This is a genomic window from Salinicola acroporae, assembly GCF_003206615.1.
Classification (GTDB): Bacteria; Pseudomonadota; Gammaproteobacteria; order Pseudomonadales; family Halomonadaceae; genus Salinicola; species Salinicola acroporae.
The window spans coordinates 455,375-473,847 of record NZ_PZJW01000002.1 but is presented as its reverse complement, the minus strand read 5'-3'; the positions used below and the strand labels follow the sequence as shown (position 1 = coordinate 473,847).

15 protein-coding genes and 2 pseudogenes are annotated in these 18,473 nt (G+C 62.9%); 5 read left to right on the top strand and 12 right to left on the bottom strand.

The genetic code is table 11. The annotated features are described in order from the left end of the window. The first annotated feature begins 26 nt into the window (after window positions 1–26). From DOM54_RS03375 to DOM54_RS03365, 3 genes are all read left to right on the top strand, one after another. On the top strand, window positions 27–998 hold the full coding sequence (locus tag DOM54_RS03375) for a Bug family tripartite tricarboxylate transporter substrate binding protein (protein WP_110714966.1): 972 nt from the start codon (window positions 27–29) through the stop codon (window positions 996–998). A gap of 76 nt (window positions 999–1,074) precedes the next feature. Then, window positions 1,075–2,556 (top strand): tripartite tricarboxylate transporter permease, encoded by a 1,482-nt coding sequence (locus DOM54_RS03370; RefSeq protein ID WP_110714965.1) that lies wholly within the window; start codon window positions 1,075–1,077, stop codon window positions 2,554–2,556. A gap of 25 nt (window positions 2,557–2,581) precedes the next feature. Further along, the gene (locus DOM54_RS03365) at window positions 2,582–3,898 is read left to right on the top strand and encodes a nickel pincer cofactor-dependent isomerase, group 22 (protein ID WP_110714964.1); all 1,317 of its coding nucleotides are present in this window, start codon (window positions 2,582–2,584) and stop codon (window positions 3,896–3,898) included. Between the two features lie 120 nt (window positions 3,899–4,018). On the opposite strand, the gene DOM54_RS03360 is transcribed toward DOM54_RS03365, so the two are convergent. From DOM54_RS03360 to DOM54_RS03310, 12 genes and pseudogenes are all read right to left on the bottom strand, one after another. Continuing rightward, complete coding sequence (locus DOM54_RS03360; RefSeq protein WP_206018991.1) at window positions 4,019–4,894, bottom strand: phosphoglycerate dehydrogenase; 876 nt, start codon at window positions 4,892–4,894, stop codon at window positions 4,019–4,021. A gap of 97 nt (window positions 4,895–4,991) precedes the next feature. Continuing rightward, entirely contained in the window at window positions 4,992–5,432 is a 441-nt protein-coding gene (locus tag DOM54_RS20500; protein ID WP_276309662.1) for an NAD-binding protein, read from the bottom strand. Next, window positions 5,406–5,915 (bottom strand): annotated as a pseudogene (locus DOM54_RS20495) (NAD(P)-dependent oxidoreductase); the annotation flags it as partial. The pseudogene DOM54_RS20495 and the gene DOM54_RS20500, both read right to left, overlap by 27 nt. Window positions 5,916–5,979: 64 nt before the next feature. After that, window positions 5,980–6,990 carry a 4-hydroxythreonine-4-phosphate dehydrogenase PdxA gene (gene pdxA, locus DOM54_RS03350; RefSeq protein WP_110714961.1) on the bottom strand — a complete coding sequence of 337 codons (1,011 nt, stop codon included), beginning with the start codon at window positions 6,988–6,990 and terminating at the stop codon, window positions 5,980–5,982. Then, window positions 6,987–7,931, bottom strand: a pseudogene (locus DOM54_RS20545) (nucleotide-binding domain containing protein); the annotation flags it as partial. The gene pdxA and the pseudogene DOM54_RS20545, both read right to left, overlap by 4 nt. Window positions 7,932–7,964: 33 nt before the next feature. Continuing rightward, window positions 7,965–8,858, bottom strand: a complete 894-nt coding sequence (gene dapA, locus DOM54_RS03340) for a 4-hydroxy-tetrahydrodipicolinate synthase (protein ID WP_110714959.1) — start codon at window positions 8,856–8,858, stop codon at window positions 7,965–7,967. 22 nt (window positions 8,859–8,880) lie between these two features. Continuing rightward, window positions 8,881–10,158, bottom strand: coding sequence for an Nramp family divalent metal transporter (locus tag DOM54_RS03335; protein WP_206018990.1), 1,278 nt, complete (start codon window positions 10,156–10,158; stop codon window positions 8,881–8,883). A gap of 335 nt (window positions 10,159–10,493) precedes the next feature. Beyond that, a complete protein-coding gene (gene larC, locus DOM54_RS03330) occupies window positions 10,494–11,774 on the bottom strand; it encodes a nickel pincer cofactor biosynthesis protein LarC (RefSeq protein ID WP_110714957.1) in 1,281 nt (426 codons plus the stop codon). Next, complete coding sequence (gene larB, locus DOM54_RS03325) at window positions 11,771–12,535, bottom strand: nickel pincer cofactor biosynthesis protein LarB (RefSeq protein WP_110714956.1); 765 nt, start codon at window positions 12,533–12,535, stop codon at window positions 11,771–11,773. Before larB ends, larC begins: the two co-directional genes overlap by 4 nt. A 22-nt stretch (window positions 12,536–12,557) precedes the next feature. Next, on the bottom strand, window positions 12,558–13,463 hold the full coding sequence (gene larE, locus DOM54_RS03320) for an ATP-dependent sacrificial sulfur transferase LarE (protein ID WP_206018989.1): 906 nt from the start codon (window positions 13,461–13,463) through the stop codon (window positions 12,558–12,560). Between the two features lie 31 nt (window positions 13,464–13,494). After that, entirely contained in the window at window positions 13,495–14,757 is a 1,263-nt protein-coding gene (larA, locus tag DOM54_RS03315; protein ID WP_110714955.1) for a nickel-dependent lactate racemase, read from the bottom strand. An 82-nt stretch (window positions 14,758–14,839) separates the two neighbouring features. After that, window positions 14,840–15,964: a 2-keto-3-deoxygluconate permease gene (locus DOM54_RS03310; protein ID WP_110714954.1), complete on the bottom strand. Its 1,125-nt coding sequence runs from the start codon at window positions 15,962–15,964 to the stop codon at window positions 14,840–14,842. Window positions 15,965–16,330: 366 nt separating this feature from the next. Between DOM54_RS03310 and DOM54_RS03305 the strand changes: the two genes are divergently transcribed. Together DOM54_RS03305 and pqqA are read left to right on the top strand one after the other, a co-directional pair. Next, a complete protein-coding gene (locus DOM54_RS03305; RefSeq protein ID WP_110715116.1) occupies window positions 16,331–18,265 on the top strand; it encodes a DEAD/DEAH box helicase in 1,935 nt (644 codons plus the stop codon). A gap of 107 nt (window positions 18,266–18,372) precedes the next feature. Next, on the top strand, window positions 18,373–18,450 hold the full coding sequence (gene pqqA, locus DOM54_RS20560; RefSeq protein ID WP_075569317.1) for a pyrroloquinoline quinone precursor peptide PqqA: 78 nt from the start codon (window positions 18,373–18,375) through the stop codon (window positions 18,448–18,450). The last annotated feature ends 23 nt before the right edge of the window (window positions 18,451–18,473 follow it).

Genomic DNA, 18,473 nt, shown 5'->3' with positions numbered 1-18,473 from the left:
GAGAACAGGCAATCAAAGGGAATCTCATGAAAAAGACACTCTCGACTCTGGTCGTCCTCAGCGCTGGCGCGATGCTGGCCACAACACCGGTCCAGGCGGACGACTATCCGGTGCGGCCCATCCAGGTCATCGTGCCCTACTCCGCCGGCGGCGGCACTGATCTCTCGGCGCGCATCATGGCCGATACCATGAAGAAATATCTCGACAAGTCCATGGTCGTGCGTAATCAGCCCGGCGGCGGTGGCTCGATCGGTACCAGTGCGGTCGCCCATGCACGTCCCGATGGATACACGGTAGGCATGGGGGCACAGGGGCCGCTGGCGATGCTGCCTCACTACGGGGGTGTCGACTACAGCCTCGACGACGTCGAATTTCTGGCGCTGATGGGACGTAACCTGATGGTCGTCGCCGGCTGTCAGGGAGCGCCTTTCGATGACGCCCAAGGTTTCGTCGATTACGCCGAGGAACATCCCGGCGAAGTACGAGTAGGCAACTCGGGGGCGGGTGGTGCCAATCACATCGCAATGGAGGGCTTCGCCGACGCTGCCGGCATCGAAGTCAACAGCATGCCGTTCGGGGGGGCGTCGGCAGCCGTCACCGCGTGCGTCGGGGGACATATCGATGCCGTTGTCGCGTCTCCGGCGGAAGTCCTCCCGCAGGCTCAGTCCGGAAGCATCCAGCCGCTGTTGGTCATGGAGGATGAGCGCATCGATGTGCTGCCGGACACCCCCGTACCCAAAGAACTAGGCATTGATTTTACGTGGTCTTCCTGGAAGGGCGTGATCGCTCCTAAAGGATTGCCCGATGACGTCAAGCAGACGCTGTCCGAGGCACTAGAGAAGACCTTCAACGATGAAGACTTCCGTTCTCGCATGAAGGAGCTGGGGGAATTCGTCGATTATCGCCCGGGGGATGCCTATCGCGAGCTGGCCGAGAAGGATTCGGCGACGGCGGAGAAGATCATTCGCCAGCTCGGCATGTATGGCGTCAACCAATAAACGGAACTCACTGACTTGCCCGCGCTTGCTGCGCGGGCAAGTCATATCCAGCGTTTCTTAGAGCGAGCAGGTCGCTATGGATATTTCGACTCACGTATTGGCAGTGTTCGACCTCCAGATTCTCTGGACCATCGCCCTGGGTACCCTGGGTGGCATGATTATCGGTGCGCTCCCGGGGCTGACGGCCACGATGGGCGTCGCTTTGCTGATTCCGCTGACCTTCGGCATGGCCCCCGTGATGGGGCTGAACATGCTCATCGGTATTTATATCGGTGGTATCTATGGCGGCTGCGTCTCGGCCATTCTGCTGCGTACCCCGGGGACGCCGTCCTCTGCCGCGACAGTTCTCGATGGTTATCCGCTGGCGCAGAAGGGCGAAGCAGGCAAAGCGTTGGGAATGGCCACCATCGCCTCTTTCGTCGGCGGGATCATCGCTGCCGTGGTCCTTGCGGCGCTGGCTCCACAACTTGCTTCGTTGGCGCTGAAATTCGGGCCGGCTGAGTATTTTGCGTTGGCTGTCTTCGGATTGACGATCATTGCCAGCCTCTCCGGCGACATTCTAAAGGGCGCGCTTGCCGGTCTCATGGGGGTGTTGATCGGCTGCGTTGGTGCGGATCCGATCAGTGGTATCTCACGCTACACCTTCGGTGTCACGGGCTTCGCGTCGGGTTTTTCCTTCACGCCGGCGCTGATAGGGCTTTTTGCGCTCTCCGAAGTGTTCGTGCAGATCGAGAAGATCCTCGGTGACCGCATCGAACGGATGAAAGTCTCGGGTATTTGGCCGAGCCGCGAAGAGCTGAAGACGACCGGGATGCCGATGCTGCGAGGATCGCTGATCGGCACTTTCATCGGCATCGTTCCCGGCACAGGATCGGGAACGGCCGCCTGGATCAGCTACAACGAAGCTCGGCGGACGTCGAAGACACCGGAGAAATTCGGCACCGGCCATCTGCCGGGAGTCGCGGCCACGGAGAGCGCCAATAATGCCGTATGTGCTGCTGCATTGATTCCGCTACTGGCGCTGGGGATTCCTGGAGATGTGGTCACGGCCGTGCTTATGGGCGGACTGATGATCCAGGGATTGGCACCAGGCCCGATGCTGTTCCAGCAACACCCGGACGTGGTCGTCGGCATATTCACCGGTGTTTTTGTGGCTACCGTATTCATGCTGATTTTCGGGCTGCTGGGGATTCGCTTCTTCACCCAGATTCTGCGCGTACCGCGGCGTCTGCTGACATTGGCGATCGTAGTGTTCTGCTTCGTCGGCTCGTGGGCGATCAATCTCAATGTGGTCGATCTCTACACCATGGTCGGATTTGGCGTGCTGGGGTTCTTCATGCACAAATACGGCTTTTCACAGGCTGCACTGTGTATCGCGCTGATCCTTGGGCCAATGGCGGAATCCAATCTGCGTCTTGGGCTGATGAGTGCTCGCGACGACCTCGGGGTTTTCCTGTCTGGGCCGCTGACGCTGTTCTTCCTGGGGTTGGCTGCGCTGTCCCTGCTGTTGCCGGCGCTGCGAAGCTGGCGTCAGAAGCGTCAGGCGATGGCGGTTTGATAGCAAAATCGGCGGAGGAGATGACATGAAGCCAAGCTACGCGAAACTCGTGGAGGGCGTGGCGCTGCCTCCGATGGCGCTGGTCCGTCAGCACTTCGATACCGAGGATGCGGGTGACCCGGTGTCTGCCGTGGAAGCCGCGATGGCACAGGCCGCCGTGGTTGGCGACACGATTCGACCGGGGATGTCCGTGGCTCTGACGGTGGGCAGTCGCGGGCTGGCCAGTCTCCCGGAACTCGTCAAGGCTATCGTCGACGAGCTGCTCGCCCGCGGTGCCAAGCCGTTCATCGTCCCTTCCATGGGAAGTCACGGCGGCGCCACCGCGGAAGGGCAGGTCAGCGTGCTGGCGCACCTTGGTGTGACCGAGGAGAGCGCTGGCTGCACGATTCGCTCGAGCATGGAAACGGTCGAGATCGGCCGGCTCGACAATGGCATGTCGGTGCAGATCGATAAGCTTGCTTTCGAAGCCGACGGCATCGTGCTGTTCAATCGCATCAAACCCCACAGTGCCTTCCGTTCCGACAACGAGAGCGGGTTGGTCAAGATGCTTTCCATCGGGCTGGGCAAGCAGTCGGGGGCAGACAACTGCCACGCCTGGGGTTTCCATTACGTCGGGCGTTTCATCGTCGAAATGGCGCGCATGAAACTCGAAAAATGTCGTGTCCTGTTCGGGATCGGCACGATCGAGAATGCCTACGACCGACTTGCCCGGGTCGTTGTTCTGCCACGCCAGACGCTGATCGAGGACGAGCGAGTCTATCTTGGCGAAGCGATGCGCAACATGCCGAGGCTACCGCTCGGGCCTCCGGAGGCGCCGCTTGCCTCCGGTCCGCTGGACGTACTGATCGTCGATCATGTCGGCAAGGAGTTTTCGGGCAGCGGCATGGACCCCAATATCACCGGCCGGCCATCTTCCACGGCGATCAGCGGCGGCCCCGATGTGTCGCGCATTGCGGTATTGGATGTCACCGACAAGAGCGAAGGTAACGCCAACGGCGTCGCTCGGGCCGATGTCATTACCGAACGGCTGTTTCAGCGCTTCGACCGCGAAAAGGTTTATACCAATTCGCTCACCTCCGGCGTGCTGATCGCCGCCTCCATTCCCTTGGCGATGCCTGACGATCGCAGTGCCATTCAAGCCGCGGTAAAGACCTGCGGCTCGCATACGCCGGAGGCGATTGGCGTCATGCGCATCCCCAATACGCTTCATCTCGAATATCTCTACGCGTCCGAGGCGCTACTACCGGCGCTTCGAGATAGGGCCGGAATCGAGATCCTGCAGGAACCACGGCCGATGCGTTTCGGCGATGACGGTCGGTTGCTCGACGAGTGGCCTCACTGAAGCCTCGTTCCAAAGGTCTGGATCGAGATGTTGATCTCGAAGATATCGACATCGGTCATGTTGGGTAACGCGCCATCCCTCACGGGTGGCACGAATTCTTTCGGTAGCGGAGTTAGCCCATCAGCGTGTTAGTGCAACCGGGTGGTGGGGATCCTCGCCGCGCAGGACGGCGATGACGTCCTCGACACAGCTGAGGCTCAAGGTCGTCAGGGCATTCTCTGTGTAGCCTGCGATGTGTGAACTGACGATGACGTTGTCGAGGGCAAATAGAGGGCTGCTCTCCAGCGGTTCCTGCTCGAACGCATCCAGCGCGGCCCCGGCCAGGCGCTTGGCCTCTAGCGCATCGAACAAGGCTTGTTCGTCGACGATGCCGCCACGAGCGGCATTGATCAGCATGGCTGTTGGCTTCATCAGCGCCAGGCGCTTGGCATCGATCAGATGGCGCGTCTGCTCGGACAGGCCCACATGCAGCGTCAGGAAGTCCGCTTCGCGACATAAGGTGTCCAGATCGACCAGTTCCACGCCAAGCGTGACGGCTGTGGCGGGATCGGCGAAAGGGTCGTGAGCGATGACGCACATTTCGAAGCCGGCAGCGCGTTTGGCTACCGCCTGGCCAATACTGCCGATGCCCACGATACCCAGCGTCATGCCATGGACATCGCGACCGAAACAACGGGGCCAGTCGCCTGAACGGGTGCCGGCGTCCACTCTCGGTATGTCGCGTGCCAGTGAAAGCAGCAGGGCAAAGGTGAAGTCGGCGACGGCGTGGCGGTTGGCAGCGGGCACGTTGGTGATACGGACATCGTGACGCGCGGCGGCGGCGAGATCGATGTTGTCCACGCCGACGCCGTGCTTGGCGACCACTTTCAGATTCGGCAGCGCGGCAAAAACAGTCTCGGTCATCGGATTGAAAGCGACGATGGCGGCGTCGGCATCGGCGGCGTGCTCGATGAAGCTGGCCTCATCGATATCTGCTGGCAAGCTTTCGAACGTCATACCAGCAGCATCGATGACTTGGTAAGGCCGCTCCGAGTACTTGGCGAACGAAGGGGAAGTACAGACGATTTTCATGAGAGTTCCTCTGAACGGCGAATTAGAACAGCGACAGCTGATGCCGGGCGGCGACGATATCGGACAGTTCCGGGACGAATTTCTCACCCTCGCCTTGATCCAGGGCGCTGGTATAAAGATCGCTCACGGCGTGAGCGACGCCCGCCTTGACGTTCAGCGCATCGGCCAGTGCAGCCACGTAGCGGATATCCTTGCCCGCGTTGGCAAGGGTAAAACGATGGGCGTTGCGGTCACGTTCCAGCACATATTGGAAGAACGTCTGATAGAACCCGCTGTCCATGCGTGAACCGCGAATGACGCTGTCGAAGGTCTGAGGCGAGATACCGGCCTTGGCGCCGATAGTGAGGGCTTCGGAAAACACGGCACCATAGCTCATGGCCAGGAACTGGTTGAGCAGTTTCATGGTATGTCCGGCGCCGACTGGGCCGCAGTGGAGAATCTTGCCGGCCCAGGTCTCGAGCACTGGGCGTAATCGCGCCAACGTCTCGTCGTCGCTGCCCACGATCGCCTGAAGTTGTCCTGATTCCGCCTGGGTCGGCGTGCCGCCAAGTGCTGCGTCGACCAGGGTGATGCCATCGGTCTCGAGTGATGCCGCCAGCCGCCGTGTCACCGTGGGCTCGGACGTCGAGCAGTCGACGATGATCAGCTTGTGGTCCGCCGCCTTGGCGCCGGCCCGCAGCCCCTTCTCGCCTTCGATGACCGACTCGACATGCTCGGAGGTTGGCACGCAGACGAACACGATGTCGCATTGGGCGGCGAGGGCGGCGGCATCATCTGCTTCACTGGCACCAAGGGCCGTCAATGTGTCGACGGTCCCGCGATTGCGGTGGGCAACAACGGTCAGCGGGTAGCCGGCCTCGAGAATGTTCTGCGCCATGTAGCCGCCCATCAGGCCAAGGCCGACAAAACCGATGCGTTCCATGGTGTTCTCCTTCTCTGTCGTTCGTGCCGCACGCTCGGTGCATTCATTCGAGCGGCGGCGCTTTCAGATGGTGAATGCGACGCCGGCGCTATGCCTGGGCTTTCACGGGACGGCTGGCGAGCTCTACCGCCTGGCGTAGGGCCTCGATCAGGCTGCGTTCGTCGGCGATACCCTTACCTGCGATGTCGAAGGCGGTGCCGTGATCGACCGAGGTACGCACCACCGGCAAACCGACGGTGACGTTGACGCCGGCTTCCAGGCCCATCACCTTGACCGGGCCATGACCTTGGTCGTGGTACATTGCCACCACGCAGTCAAAGTCCCCGCGGCCGGCACGGAAGAACAGCGTGTCGGCAGGCAGCGGGCCCTCGACGTTCCATCCGCGCTCTCGCAATGCCTTGATCGCGGGGACGATCTTTTCCTCTTCCTCGCCATAACCGAACAGACCGTTTTCTCCGGCGTGAGGGTTGATGCCGCAGACTGCAATGCGTGGGTCGTGCTGACCGGCACGCGCCAGGGTTTCGTGAGCGCGTTCGATCGTGCGAGTTACCAGGCTGGGTTCGATACGCGCGATGGCATCGATGATGCCGATATGGGTGGTGACGTGTATGACCTTCATCTTCGGCGTCACCAGCATCATCGAGACTTCTTCTGTACCGGTGAGATGAGCGAGTAGCTCTGTGTGGCCGGGGAAGATATGACCGCCGGCGTGTAGCGCTTCCTTGTTGAGCGGTGCGGTGCAGATCGCGTTCAGCTCGCCGGACTCGATCAGTTCGACGGTCTTGGCGATGTACTGATAGGCAGCATCACCGGCGATGCTGGAAACGGCACCCCAAGGTAGATCGTCGGGGATCAGTCCGAGATCGATACACTCGAGCGTACCGCGCTCGAAGTGCGCTTCACTGGGGGATTCGACGGTGTGTAGCTCTAGCTTCGAACCGACGATGGCCATTGCCTTGCGCAGGCGTCCGGCATCACCGATGACCAGCGGACAGCAGATATCGTGAACCGAGTCGTGGGCGAGCGCGCGGACGATGACTTCGGGACCGATGCCAGCGGCATCGCCCATGGTGATACCAATGACGGGACGTTCGCTCATGACAGTGTCCTTGGGTTGGGCAAATGTGTGGGCGAAGAAGCGGTAGCAATGGGCCTGTCGTTCCAGACCCGTTGAAAGGCGTGGGTGTCGCCGAAACCACCAGCCTTGGTCACGACCTCCAGTTGGCGCGGACCGGGTTGGCAGCGCAGCCGTGCCATACCGGTATCGGGAGCGTCCAGTAGCGAGAGTTCGGTGATCTCGGCCGCTATCAGCAGTGCTCGGGCGGTAGCGCCGCCCGTGGCGATCAGGCGATCGATGGCTTCGAAGTGTGGCGCCAGCAACGCTCCCAGCGCGAGACTGAGCCGTGCCCCTTCAGATGCGTTGCGATCCTGGCTCTGATGAAGGCGCACCATCACGTCTTTCCCCCCTGCTAAGGCCTGGGCAACGCGCAGATTCAACGCGTCGACGGCGCCTTGCGGGGCTGCCGGGCGCAGTGTGGCGGCTTCGATTTCGATCACCTCCAGCCCCTTGGCGTGATCGACAAGCGCGTCGGCCTGCGCATGAGAGGTAGCGCTCATGCTGCCGATGACGATCATTGTCGGGCGTGAGCGAGGGAGCGGCGCAGGATGGCCGGCCACGCTTCCGGCGAGCTTCAGCGCTTCGGGAAGCATGTCGCCAAGACCGGCGGAACCGACCCAGAAGACATTTTTCAACCCGGCACTGAGGGCCGCGAGGCGTCGCAAGTCGTCATCGGTCTCGGCATCGCAGACAACGGCCTGGACGCCCAGCCGCTGCTGCTCGCGTAGTGTGGCGAAGACATCCTCGTCGCGGCCGTTGAGCGCATCGAGATCGAGGTGGGCGGTGCTCAGCGCCGCACCCCGAAGCATCGCCACCAGGTCGGCCTGGCCGGTAATGCCTTCGTTGGTCCAGACCTCCGTCTCTTCTACCGGCTGGCCATGAAGCCACTGACGACCGCCGTGCGTGGTGCGGCCGGTGGCGGGGTAAGCCGGGGCGGTCCGCTGATCGGTCCTGCGTCAGCGTTCGACACGATCGTAGACCTTGATGGCTTGCTTGAGTTTATCCAACGCGTCCGGCTCCAGCGCCTGCACCGGAGAGCGAGCCGGGCCGGCCGGCATGCCGAGGAGCGCGGCAGCCGTCTTCAGTACGCTCGGCATGGTCCCCAGCGCAAAGGCGCTGCGCAGAGGGCGGAGCTTCTCCTGAGCTTCGCGAGCCGTTTCGAAATCGCCGGCCTGCCAGGCATTCCATATCGTCATCACGACATCGGGTACGGCATTGGTGGTTGCGGCAACGGCGCCATCACCGCCGGCCATCAACGTCCACAGGATCATCGAGTCGGTGCCGGTGAAGACGGCGAAGTCATCGCGGCGCAGGCGGATCAATTGCACCAGGCGGTCGAAGTCGCCCCCACTGTCCTTGATGGCACGGATATTGGGTATTTCAGAGAGTTTCGCCACGCTGGGTACGGTTAGTGTCACCCCCGCTTTGGCCGGAATGGTGTAGAGCAGGATCGGCAGGTCGGTGGCCTCCGCGATACGCTCGTAATGCGTGATCAGCTCGGCCTGGGTGGCGCCATTGAAGTAGGGGGTGATGATCGATAGGCCATCGATACCGACGTCTTCCATGCGGCGGTTCAGTTCGATCACGCCACGAGTGGTGTAGCCGCCGGTGCCGGCGAAGACCGGTACGCGTCCCGCGGCCTGGTCCTTGACGATCGAGGCAACGCGCACTTTTTCGTCATCGGTGAGCGAGAAGAACTCGCCGTTGGTGCCCAGCGCGAAGAGCCCGTGAACGCCCTTGTTGATCAGGGTTTCGGCCAGATCACGCAGACCTTGTTCGTCGATCTCCTCATGCTCGTCTAGCGGGGTGATCATGGCAGGCACGATGCCTCGAAATTGCGTGGTACTCATGAGGTGTCCTCGAGTGGGCAAGTTAACTGGCGACTCTCTGGATGGCGTCGACCAGGTTGGTGAGAATGGCGTAGAGCGACCACAGCCCGATGACGGAGATGATGCTCAGGATGAGCGTCTCCCACCATTTGTTGGCGTAGTCGTCGAGCATGAAGCGCTTGCTGGTCGTCAGTATCAGGATGCCGATCAGGATCGGCGGCAATACCGTGGCCGTGACCACGCTGGTGCCAAAGACGCTCAGATAAACGAGATTGGGTGCAAAAGGTAGGGTGATGAATAGTGGTGCGACGATGAATAGACCGATGAGCGTCGGCCGGTAGCGTGGATCTTGCTCGGGACGCATCTCACCGTCTTTCTTGCCGATGGCCAGGTGCAGCCCGTTGAACATGAGTTTGGCGAGCCCATGCGCCTGTGCCGGGAAGCTGGTGAAAGCCGCCATGAACAGGCTAATCCAGAGCAGCGTGGGCCCCCATTCACCCACTGCCATCTGCATCATCGTGGCGAGGTCAGATTCACTGGAGACGGTCACGCCCGTCCCACGAAGCGTTTCCGCCGCCACGATCCAGAACAGCGCGTTGATGATCAGCAGTGGCAGCATTCCGCCGATCAGATCGAGTCGCTGGATCTTGCGATGAGCGGGTCGGTTCCAGCCGCGATCATCCATGAAGTAGGGGTAGAGCAAATTGATCGCTGAGCCGCCGATGGTGCCGATCGTCGCCACGGCGATAAATAGTGCGTCGAACGGGCCGTTATCCTGCGGCACCGCAAACGTCAGCCCGCTGAGCAGAGCGGGGAAATCGATATGGCCGATCCGAAACAGGGCATAGACGAACGAGCCAATGATGACTACGGACGCAACTCGAGCCAGCCGTTCGAGCCAACGAAAGGCGTTGTGGCCTGACAGCATGACCAGTGAAAGCACCATGACGATGAGCCCCATCAGCGAAAGACCGATGTCGTCGGGCAGTGGTACGCCGGTGGACTCGACCAGATGAGCGAGGGCAACCGCGCAGGCGCGCATGAAACTCATCTGAATGATAAGGCCATAGATCAGCATCAGAATGGCGAAAAATGCTGGAAACCCCTTCCACAGGCGTTGATAGCCTGCCATCAGCGATGAGTCTTCGAATCGATTGGCCAGTTTGTATTTGGCGATGGCTGAAATCATGAAGTAGCGAGCGGTCAACGCGAGCACCAGTGTCCACATCAGCGCGTAGCCGTAATTGGCACCCGAAACGGTGGAGCTGACCAGATCGCCGGTGCCGAGAAACGCCATTGCCAGCACGAGCCCTGGGCCCACGCTACGCACGTAGTCGCCCACAGTCCGTGGGAGTTTGGGTGGGAGCGATCCTGAGGCGGCATCGATGTCTTTCGCGGACATGCTGCTGATCTCGATATGATGAATGTGATCAATAAAATGATCGAATCAATCATATTGAACAACATATACCATCGTCTAGCGATACGCCTTAGGTCGTAAACGTCTGGAGTTCTCTGTTTTTATAGAGCGCGCTGGGTGGGGAGTTATCTGGTGATCGTGAACTGACTGAAATGATCAGTTCACGATGCCGGAACGGGGGCGAGGGCTAGAGCTAGAGGAGGTCTCTAGATAGGCAAGATTCTGAGCGGAAGCTGTCAGTCGGCGGCGGTTTGCCGATGCCAGGCCTCAAGCACGAGTCGTTGGGCCTCATCCAACGTTTTGGCGCGTTCGCGAGCGAAACGCGCGATGTCTTCATACTCCGGAGCGACGCGGATCTCTTCGCCGTCCAGGCTGCCGATCTTGAAGCGCACGTTGATGCCATCGATTTCCACAGACTCTATCCGGCGCTCGAGGATGCGTCGCGTGGTGTGGTGACGGCGTACGCCGAACGTCGGCGAGTGGCGCAGCATGAGCGTCTCCAGGCGATCGGCTTCGTCGCAGGGCGCCAGCACCGTGACCAGCGTTCCCGGGCGCGACTTCTTCATCGTCACCGGGGTGTAGAACACGTCGAGGGCCCGGGCGTCCAGCAGGACGCCCATCAGATGACCCAGTTGCTCCCCGGTGGCATCGTCGAGCTGGCAGGCCAGCACGGCAATGGTCTCTCTGCCCTGATCGGGTGCCGCCGTTTCCAGCGAGATCACGCGCAGTACGTTGGGGTGGGGGAAGTCGCGATTGCCGGCACCGTAGCCGATCTCGACCGGTGTCCCCGCTGGCGCAGGGCGGAACGACTCGACCAGCGTGGCCAGGAACGCGGCACCGGTGGGGGTGGTCAGCTCGCCCGCGACATCGGGTTCGAAGGTGGACAGCGGTACGCCCTTGAGCAGTTCCAGCGTGGCCGGCGCGGGGATCGGGAAGCGGCCATGGGCCATGCTGACCACGCCGTACCCCACCGGCACCGGGGTCGCGGTGATCGTCTCGATATCGAGGGCCTCCAGCGCCAGACAGACGCCGAGGATGTCGATGATCGAGTCCATCGCGCCCACTTCGTGCAGATGAACCTCGGCCGGGTCGATGCCGTGGATTCGACCCTCGGCCTCGGCAATCGCAGTGAAGATCGCCGTCGCCCGGCGCCCCACGCGAGGGGGCAGATCGGCGTCGGCAACCATCGCCAGAATGTCACCGGCCCGGCGATGGCCAGGCGCATGCTCGTGGTCGTGGCCGTGGCCGTGGCCGTGGTCGTAGTCGTGGTCGTGGTCGTGGTCTTGGTGGTCATGGCCGTGGGAGTGATCGTGACCCTCGGGTTCGAGCGCGATCCTGAGCAACCGCGAGCGGATACCGCAACGATCCACCGACCGGGTTTCGAGTGCGAACGGATCGATCGGCAAGCGCCGCAACGCCACGGCGATCTGATCCAGATCGGCGCCGAGGTCCACCAGTGCCGCCAGCAGCATGTCGCCGGCGATACCGAAGGTGCAGTCGATGTGAAGCGTCTTCATGAGGTCCGAGGCTCGGTGGAGGCTGGCGGATGAGATGTCGGCGCGGCGGACGCGCTGCTCTCGAAGCTGGCGGGGCGCGGATCGGGGCCGCGTTCTAGCAGCGAAAGGATGCTGGCGGCCTGCCAGGCGGCGCCGAAGCCGTTGTCGATGTTGACCACGCTCATGCCGGTGGCGCATGCCGACAGCATGCCGAGCAGCGCGGTGACGCCTTGCAGGCTGGCGCCGTAGCCCACCGAGGTGGGTACCGCGATCACCGGGTTGCGAACCAGCCCGGTGACCACGCTGGGTAGCGCGCCCTCCATGCCGGCGATCACGATCAGCACGTCGGCCCGGGTCAGCGCCTCGCGGTGGGCCAGCAGTCGATCGATGCCGGCGACGCCGACATCATTGAGTCGGGCGACGTCGGCGCCCAGCCATTCGAGCGTGCCTGCGGCCTCTTCTGCCACCGGCAGGTCGGAGGTGCCGGCGCAAATCACCGCCACGGTCCCGGGAAGGCGTCTGGGGGGAGCGCCCCAGCAAAGCAGCCGGCTGATCGGATCGTAGTGGCCGTGGGGATGATCCCGCAATACTCGATCGGCGCGTTCGGCGTCGAGGCGCGTGACCAGCGCTCGCCGGTGCCGATCGATCAGGCGGCCGACGATGGCGCTGATCTGGTCGGCCTGCTTGCCCTCGCCGAAAACGACTTCGGGGACACCGTTGCGGGCTTCACGATCATGGTCGACGCGGGCGAATCCCAGGTCGGAGATGGAGCGTTCGGTCATGCCTTATCCTGTCGATCCGGAGTCAAGACAGCAGCCGATTCATGCTGCCGCTGCGATAGCCGGCCAGATCCAGCGTCACCCAGGCATAACCCAGTGCCGTGAGCTCCGCGACCAGCCGGTCGTGATGTTCGAGCACCGTCGCCATGTTCTGGGGTTCGACCTCGATCCGGGCCAGTTCGCCATGATGACGCACCCGGAGCTGGCCGATGTTCAGGGCTCTGACGCGACGCTCGGCCTCGGCGATCCGCTCCAGCTTCTCCAGCGTGATGCGCTCGCCGTAGGCAACCCGCGACGACAGGCAGGCCAGCGACGGTTTGTTCCAGGTCGGCAGGCCCATGGCCTGGGAGAGTTCGCGAATCTCGGCCTTGTAGAGCCCGACTTCGTGCAGCGGGCCGCGGACGCCATACTCGCGGGCGGCCTGGGTGCCGGGCCGGTGCTCGCCGTCATCGTCGGCGATCAGGCCGAACACGATATTGTGGAATCCGGCATCGACCATGATCGGCGCGAGATGGGTGAACAGGCCGGACTTGCAGTAGTAGCAGCGGTTGGCGTCGTTGTCGGCGTAACCGGGAATGGCGATCTCCGAGGTCTCGATGACTCGGTGCGGCGCCTCTAGGCGCCGAGCCAAGTCGCGGGCGGCATCGAGTTCCTCGAACGGATAGGATTCCGAATCGGCGGTCACCGCCAGGACGCGTTCGCGGCCCAGTGTCTCCAGCGCGATGGCCAGCAGGAAGGTGCTGTCGACGCCGCCGGAGAATGCCACCACCACGTCGCCCATCTCGCGCAGCACCTGGCGCAACCGTTCGAGCTTGGCATCGAGTTCGGCGCCCTGGGCCACATCGGCTGTCAGCGGCACGCCAGGCGAGTGCGACGGTGCCGCCTCCACGGTCACGGCATCGATCCGTTCGGCTCGGGCCATCGAGGTCATGGGTCCCCTCCCTTTAGATGGTGGTCGATGCTCAATCATCGACATAGGGCACGGTCAGCGGCCCCAGCGGCATCACGGCAATGGTCATTTCCTCGCCGTAACGCGCCTTCAACGTCTGCAGCGTCTCGGCGATATCGTGGACCGGTTCCATCAAGGCGGCGCGCGCCTGGGCATCGCTCAGCGTCGAGTAGAGCATGACGTCGGCCCAACTCTGGATGACCGCCTGCTTTTGAACCTGCCACTGATCGAGCATGGCGAACCCCGGCTCCTCGATCATCTCGAGCAGGGCCTGGGGCGAATCGGCCATGGCCAGGATCTCGGCGAACTTGCCGTGATCGGGAATGCCGTCCGAGCACTCGCAGGCCATCAGGATGGTGCCGCCGCGCTTGACGATCTTGTGCGCGGCGCTCATTCCCTTGACCGCCTGATAGAGGTTCTGGTCCAGCGGATAGCCGGAGTTGCCGGTGATCACGACGTCGAAGCGCCGATCGGCCTTCACCATCGCGTGTTCGAGTTCGTGCTCGCAGCCCTGACGGTGCGCCTCGGTCAGGTCGCCGGCGAACACCCGGGTGATCGCCTTGTCGCGGTTGAGCGTGACGTTGAGCATGAAATGCGGCGGGCACAGCGCGTTGATCTCGCGGGTCATCGCCTGCAGCGGGTTATCGTCCATGTTGCCCCAGGTCGACCGCGGGTCGCCGATCATGCGGGCATTATGGAAGGTCATGATCGTTTCGAGACCGGCGATGCCCGGCATCACGCCCTTGGGGCCGCCGGAGAAGCCGGCAAAGAAGTGCGGTTCGATGAAGCCGGTGACGATGCGAAAATCGGCCTCGACCCAGCGCCGGTTGAGCCACGACGGGCAGCCGAAACTGTTGTCGCCGACGTTGACCAGTTCGTCGTAGTTGTCGCAGTGGTTATTGATGATCTCGATGTGGTCCACCACCCAGTCGCCCAGCATGCCGCGGAGCTCCTCGACCGTCTGGTCGCGGTGGGTCCCGGTGCCGTTGATGATGACGAAATTCTCGTGCGGCACGTGATCGAGCGCTTCGATCAGCAGCGGCACCAGCAGGTGGTTGGGCGTGGGCCGGGTGATATCGCTGATCACGATGGCGACCGTATCGCTGGCCTTGACCATCTCCTTTAGCGGGGGCGTGCCGATCGGCGAGTCCAGCGCTTCGCGTACCCCGGCCTCGGGATCCGTCATGGCGTGTTGTGTCGGCGGTTCGACGACGAAAGCGTCGTCCGGCAAGTCGAGTGCCAGCTCACCCTTGCCGTAGAGCAGAGAGGTTTTCATGAGGGCTCCAGGTTGACGGCGCTGGCGCGCCGCCGGGGAATCGCGTGGTTTTCAGCATGCCACGATATCGACGTGACGTCGCTCAACCGTCGCGCGCCGTGCTCAGCTCGTCGCCGGCACGAAGGTGGGGCTCGTCCTCGAGGGTGCCATCGATACCGCGTCTCTTCTGCCAGCGGTCGACCAGCATCACGGCGATCGGCCCGAGGATGGCGGTCGTCAGCGTGGCGATCGAGATTTGCGACGTGGCGATGTTGACCAGGTCATGATAGCTCTGCGCCTCGGCCGCGCTCATCATGCCCGAGTTGGCGGCCACCGCTGCCGCGGCGGCGATGGCGGCCGGCGTTCCGGCAGCGTTGCCGGCCGTGGTCGCTTCCGACACCGGGGCGATGACACTGGGCTCGCGGAACAGCCGGAAGACCAGGATACCGGCGCCACCAGTCAGTATCGTCGTCATGACGCCCAGCAGCAGGCCGGCCCCCACGACCTCGGGATTGAAGAAGGCCGCCAGGTTCATGTTGGCGCCCAGGGCAAAGGCAAAGAACGGCACCGGCAGGATCTCGCCGGGCTTGAGAAAAGTGCGAATGTCGCGATCGAGATTGCCCAGCAGCATCCCCAGCGCGATCGGCAGCAGTACGGCGATGAAGGCGATCACCGGGAACTGGGAGCCCAGCAGGCCCAGCGACATCAGCGTGAAGAACGGGCCATCGTTGAGTGACAGGATCGCCACCGCGCCGGTGTCGGAGCGGTTGCCGTACTGGCTGGTGAGTGCCGCGTACATGCCGCCGTTGCCGTTGGTCATGGCGGCAATGATCGCCACCGTCGAAAGACCCAGCAGGCCATCGATCGGATCGAACATCAGGCCCAGACCCACACCTACCGCCAGGCCGGTCAGATATTTGGCGGTGACCAGCAGAGCGCCTTTCTTGAGCGCCTTGCCGCCCACGCGCAGGTTCATCTGGCTACCGGAGCAGAACAGGAACAGCGCAATCAGCACTAGCGCCCCATCCTTGAACAGCTCCTGGGAAAAACCGCCGATGCGCAGGAATTCGTACTGGCCGCTGTCGGTCTGCCCCGCACCCAGCCACTGCAGGATCGCGGTGATCCAGGGCAGGTGGAGCTGATCGATGGTATTGAGCGCGGCGCCAAAGATGAGGGGGACCACCATCAGGCCTCCGGGGACCTTCTGGATCGTGGCGAGCAGTTTCATGGGGTTGACTCCCGTGCGCCATGCGTGGCGAGTGGTTCGCTGGGGAAGCGCTGCATAAATGCCTGGGCGGGAAGGTCGCTTCGTTGTGCGGTGCTGGCACGCCAGCCCGGACGGAATTCTCGCCTGTACCGCTCAGGCTCCGGTTTCTGAGCCTCTGGCGCGTCGTGCTTCACGCCGCGCGTCGACTCATGCAGGGCATATGATGATTGGAACGGTAGTTAATTTGATCGAACCAATCATTATTGGCAATTCAACTAAAGATGTAGTGGTCGCGGGGGATGTCGTTGAGCGCTGCGCTCAAAGAGGGGTGGTCACGCCTTGGCCGGACCGTTTCCCCGGCCGCGAGACCTGAGTACCATGCCGCTCATGCCCAGATCCTCCGTCACCTACGCCGCCCCTCGACTCCGCCCCTATCAGCGCCAGGCCGTCGATAACGTCATCGAACACTTCCGGCTTAGCGACGATCCGGCGGTGGTCGTGTTGCCCACCGGTAGCGGCAAGTCCCTGGTCATCGCCGAACTGGCCAGGCTCGCTCGCGGCCGCGTGCTGGTGCTGGCCCATGTGCGCGAGCTGGTCGAGCAGAATCATGCCAAGTACCTCGCTTACGGCCTGGAGGCGGACATCTACAGCGCCGGCCTCAAGCGCAAGGAGAGTGAGCTCCAGGTGGTGTTCGGCTCGGTGCAGTCGGTGGTCAACGGGCTGGACGATTTCACCAGTGGCGAGTTCACGCTGCTGGTGATCGATGAGTGTCACCGCCTGTCGATTTCAAAAGAGGCGCTGGCTCGCGGTGCCGGCAACACCGAGGATGACCGTCGGCGCAGCGTCTCGACCTACGAGAGGGTGATCGCGCGGCTGCGCGAGGCGCGGCCCAACCTCAAGGTGCTGGGACTGACGGCAACGCCCTATCGGCTCGGCGAGGGTTTTCTCTACCACCGCCACTACCACGGCATGGTGAAGGGGCCGGAGGATGCCTTCTTCCGCGACTGCGTATTCGAGCAGCCGCTACGGGTGATGGTGCGTCAGGGCTACCTCGCCGAGCCCAGGCGCATCGATGGCGCCCTGGCGTTCTACGACTTCTCCCGGCTGACGCCACAGCGCAATGGTCAGTTCGCCGAACGTGATCTCGACGGCGTGGTTCGAGGCAATCGTGCTACGCCACGGATCGTTGATGACGTGATCGAGCGTGCCCGCGATCGGCAGGGCGTGATGATCTTCGCCGCCACCGTCGCCCACGCCGAGGAAGTGCTGGGGCTGCTGCCTGGGGAGGAGAGCGCGCTGGTGACCGGGGCGACGCCGGGGCCGGAGCGAGAGCGATTGATTGCGGCTTTCAAGGCCCGCGAGCTCAAGTACCTGGTCAATGTGGCGGTGCTGACGACCGGCTTCGATGCGCCGCACGTGGACGTGATCGCCATTCTGCGCCCGACCGAATCCGTGGGGCTCTATCAGCAGATCGTCGGTCGCGGCCTGCGGCTCTCGCCGGGCAAGACCGACTGCCTGATCCTCGACTATGCCGGCAACCCCTGGGAACTCTACGCCCCGGAGATCGCCCAGGCACGCCCGGACGGCGAGAGTGAGCCGGTGCAGGTCGAGTGTCCCGAGTGCGGTTTTGCCAATACCTTCTGGGGCAAGCGCGACGGTGAGGTCGTGATCGAGCACCATGGTCGGCGCTGCCAGGGGCTCGTTTATCGCGCCCAAAGCCGCGCGAAAGGCGCAGAGCCAAAATCGACGAGAGAATCGGCTGTCGGCGCGGGGTCGGGCGCCAATGCAAGCGAGAGCGCGGGGTCGGGTGCGATGAAAAGCCAGTGCACCTTCCGCTTCCGCTTCAAGGTGTGCGAGCAGTGCGGCGGCGAGAACGACATCGCCGCCCGCGTGTGCGGGCAGTGTGGCGAGCGACTGGTCGACCCCGACGACAAGCTGCGCGATGCGCTCAAGCTGCGTCACGCCAAGGTTCTGCGGGTCGGTGGCATGCAACTGACGGCGACCACCAACGGGCGCGGCGTGCCACGGCTCAAGGTGACCTATCACGATGAGGACGGCGACACCCTGGACGAGTGGTTCGGACTCGACACGCCGGGGCAGCGGCATGTGTTCGAACGCGTCTTTCTGCGCCGGCATCTACGTGCACCGGGTAGCGGCTGGCAACCTCGTTCGGCCGAGGAGGCCGCCGAGCAAGCGGCACGCCTGCGCGCGCCGGACTTCGTCATCGGTCGCAAGACCGGACGTCATTGGCGGGTCGACGAGAAGTTGTTCGACTATGTCGGGCGTTATCGCACGGCGGACACGGCCGCCGCCGAAGGATGAAATTGTTTTCTTGCTAATAAAGTCATTGGGCCAATCGCGACCTTTGACTAGAATGAAGTGGCGCTCGTTCGAGCGTTTACCCCAACCCGAAAGCCAAGGAGCTCCCCATGAGCTGGACGACCCCTGAAGTGAAGGAAATCTGCGTCGGCATGGAAATCAACGACTACATGCCCGCTGAGTTTTGATCCCGCAGCGAGACCCGCGCGGC

Bases quoted from the DNA above. Each gene is read 5' to 3' on its own strand.
- DOM54_RS03305 (WP_110715116.1), top strand. From the start codon at position 16,331: ATGCCCAGATCCTCCGTCACCTACGCCGCCCCTCGACTCCGCCCCTAT.
- DOM54_RS03370 (WP_110714965.1), top strand. From the start codon at position 1,075: ATGGATATTTCGACTCACGTATTGGCAGTGTTCGACCTCCAGATTCTC.
- DOM54_RS03360 (WP_206018991.1), bottom strand. From the start codon at position 4,894: ATGACGTTCGAAAGCTTGCCAGCAGATATCGATGAGGCCAGCTTCATC.
- pqqA (WP_075569317.1), top strand. From the start codon at position 18,373: ATGAGCTGGACGACCCCTGAAGTGAAGGAAATCTGCGTCGGCATGGAA.
- DOM54_RS03365 (WP_110714964.1), top strand. From the start codon at position 2,582: ATGAAGCCAAGCTACGCGAAACTCGTGGAGGGCGTGGCGCTGCCTCCG.
- DOM54_RS03310 (WP_110714954.1), bottom strand. From the start codon at position 15,964: ATGAAACTGCTCGCCACGATCCAGAAGGTCCCCGGAGGCCTGATGGTG.
- dapA (WP_110714959.1), bottom strand. From the start codon at position 8,858: ATGAGTACCACGCAATTTCGAGGCATCGTGCCTGCCATGATCACCCCG.
- larA (WP_110714955.1), bottom strand. From the start codon at position 14,757: ATGAAAACCTCTCTGCTCTACGGCAAGGGTGAGCTGGCACTCGACTTG.
- DOM54_RS03375 (WP_110714966.1), top strand. From the start codon at position 27: ATGAAAAAGACACTCTCGACTCTGGTCGTCCTCAGCGCTGGCGCGATG.
- larC (WP_110714957.1), bottom strand. From the start codon at position 11,774: ATGAAGACGCTTCACATCGACTGCACCTTCGGTATCGCCGGCGACATG.
- larB (WP_110714956.1), bottom strand. From the start codon at position 12,535: ATGACCGAACGCTCCATCTCCGACCTGGGATTCGCCCGCGTCGACCAT.
- larE (WP_206018989.1), bottom strand. From the start codon at position 13,463: ATGACCTCGATGGCCCGAGCCGAACGGATCGATGCCGTGACCGTGGAG.
- pdxA (WP_110714961.1), bottom strand. From the start codon at position 6,990: ATGAGCGAACGTCCCGTCATTGGTATCACCATGGGCGATGCCGCTGGC.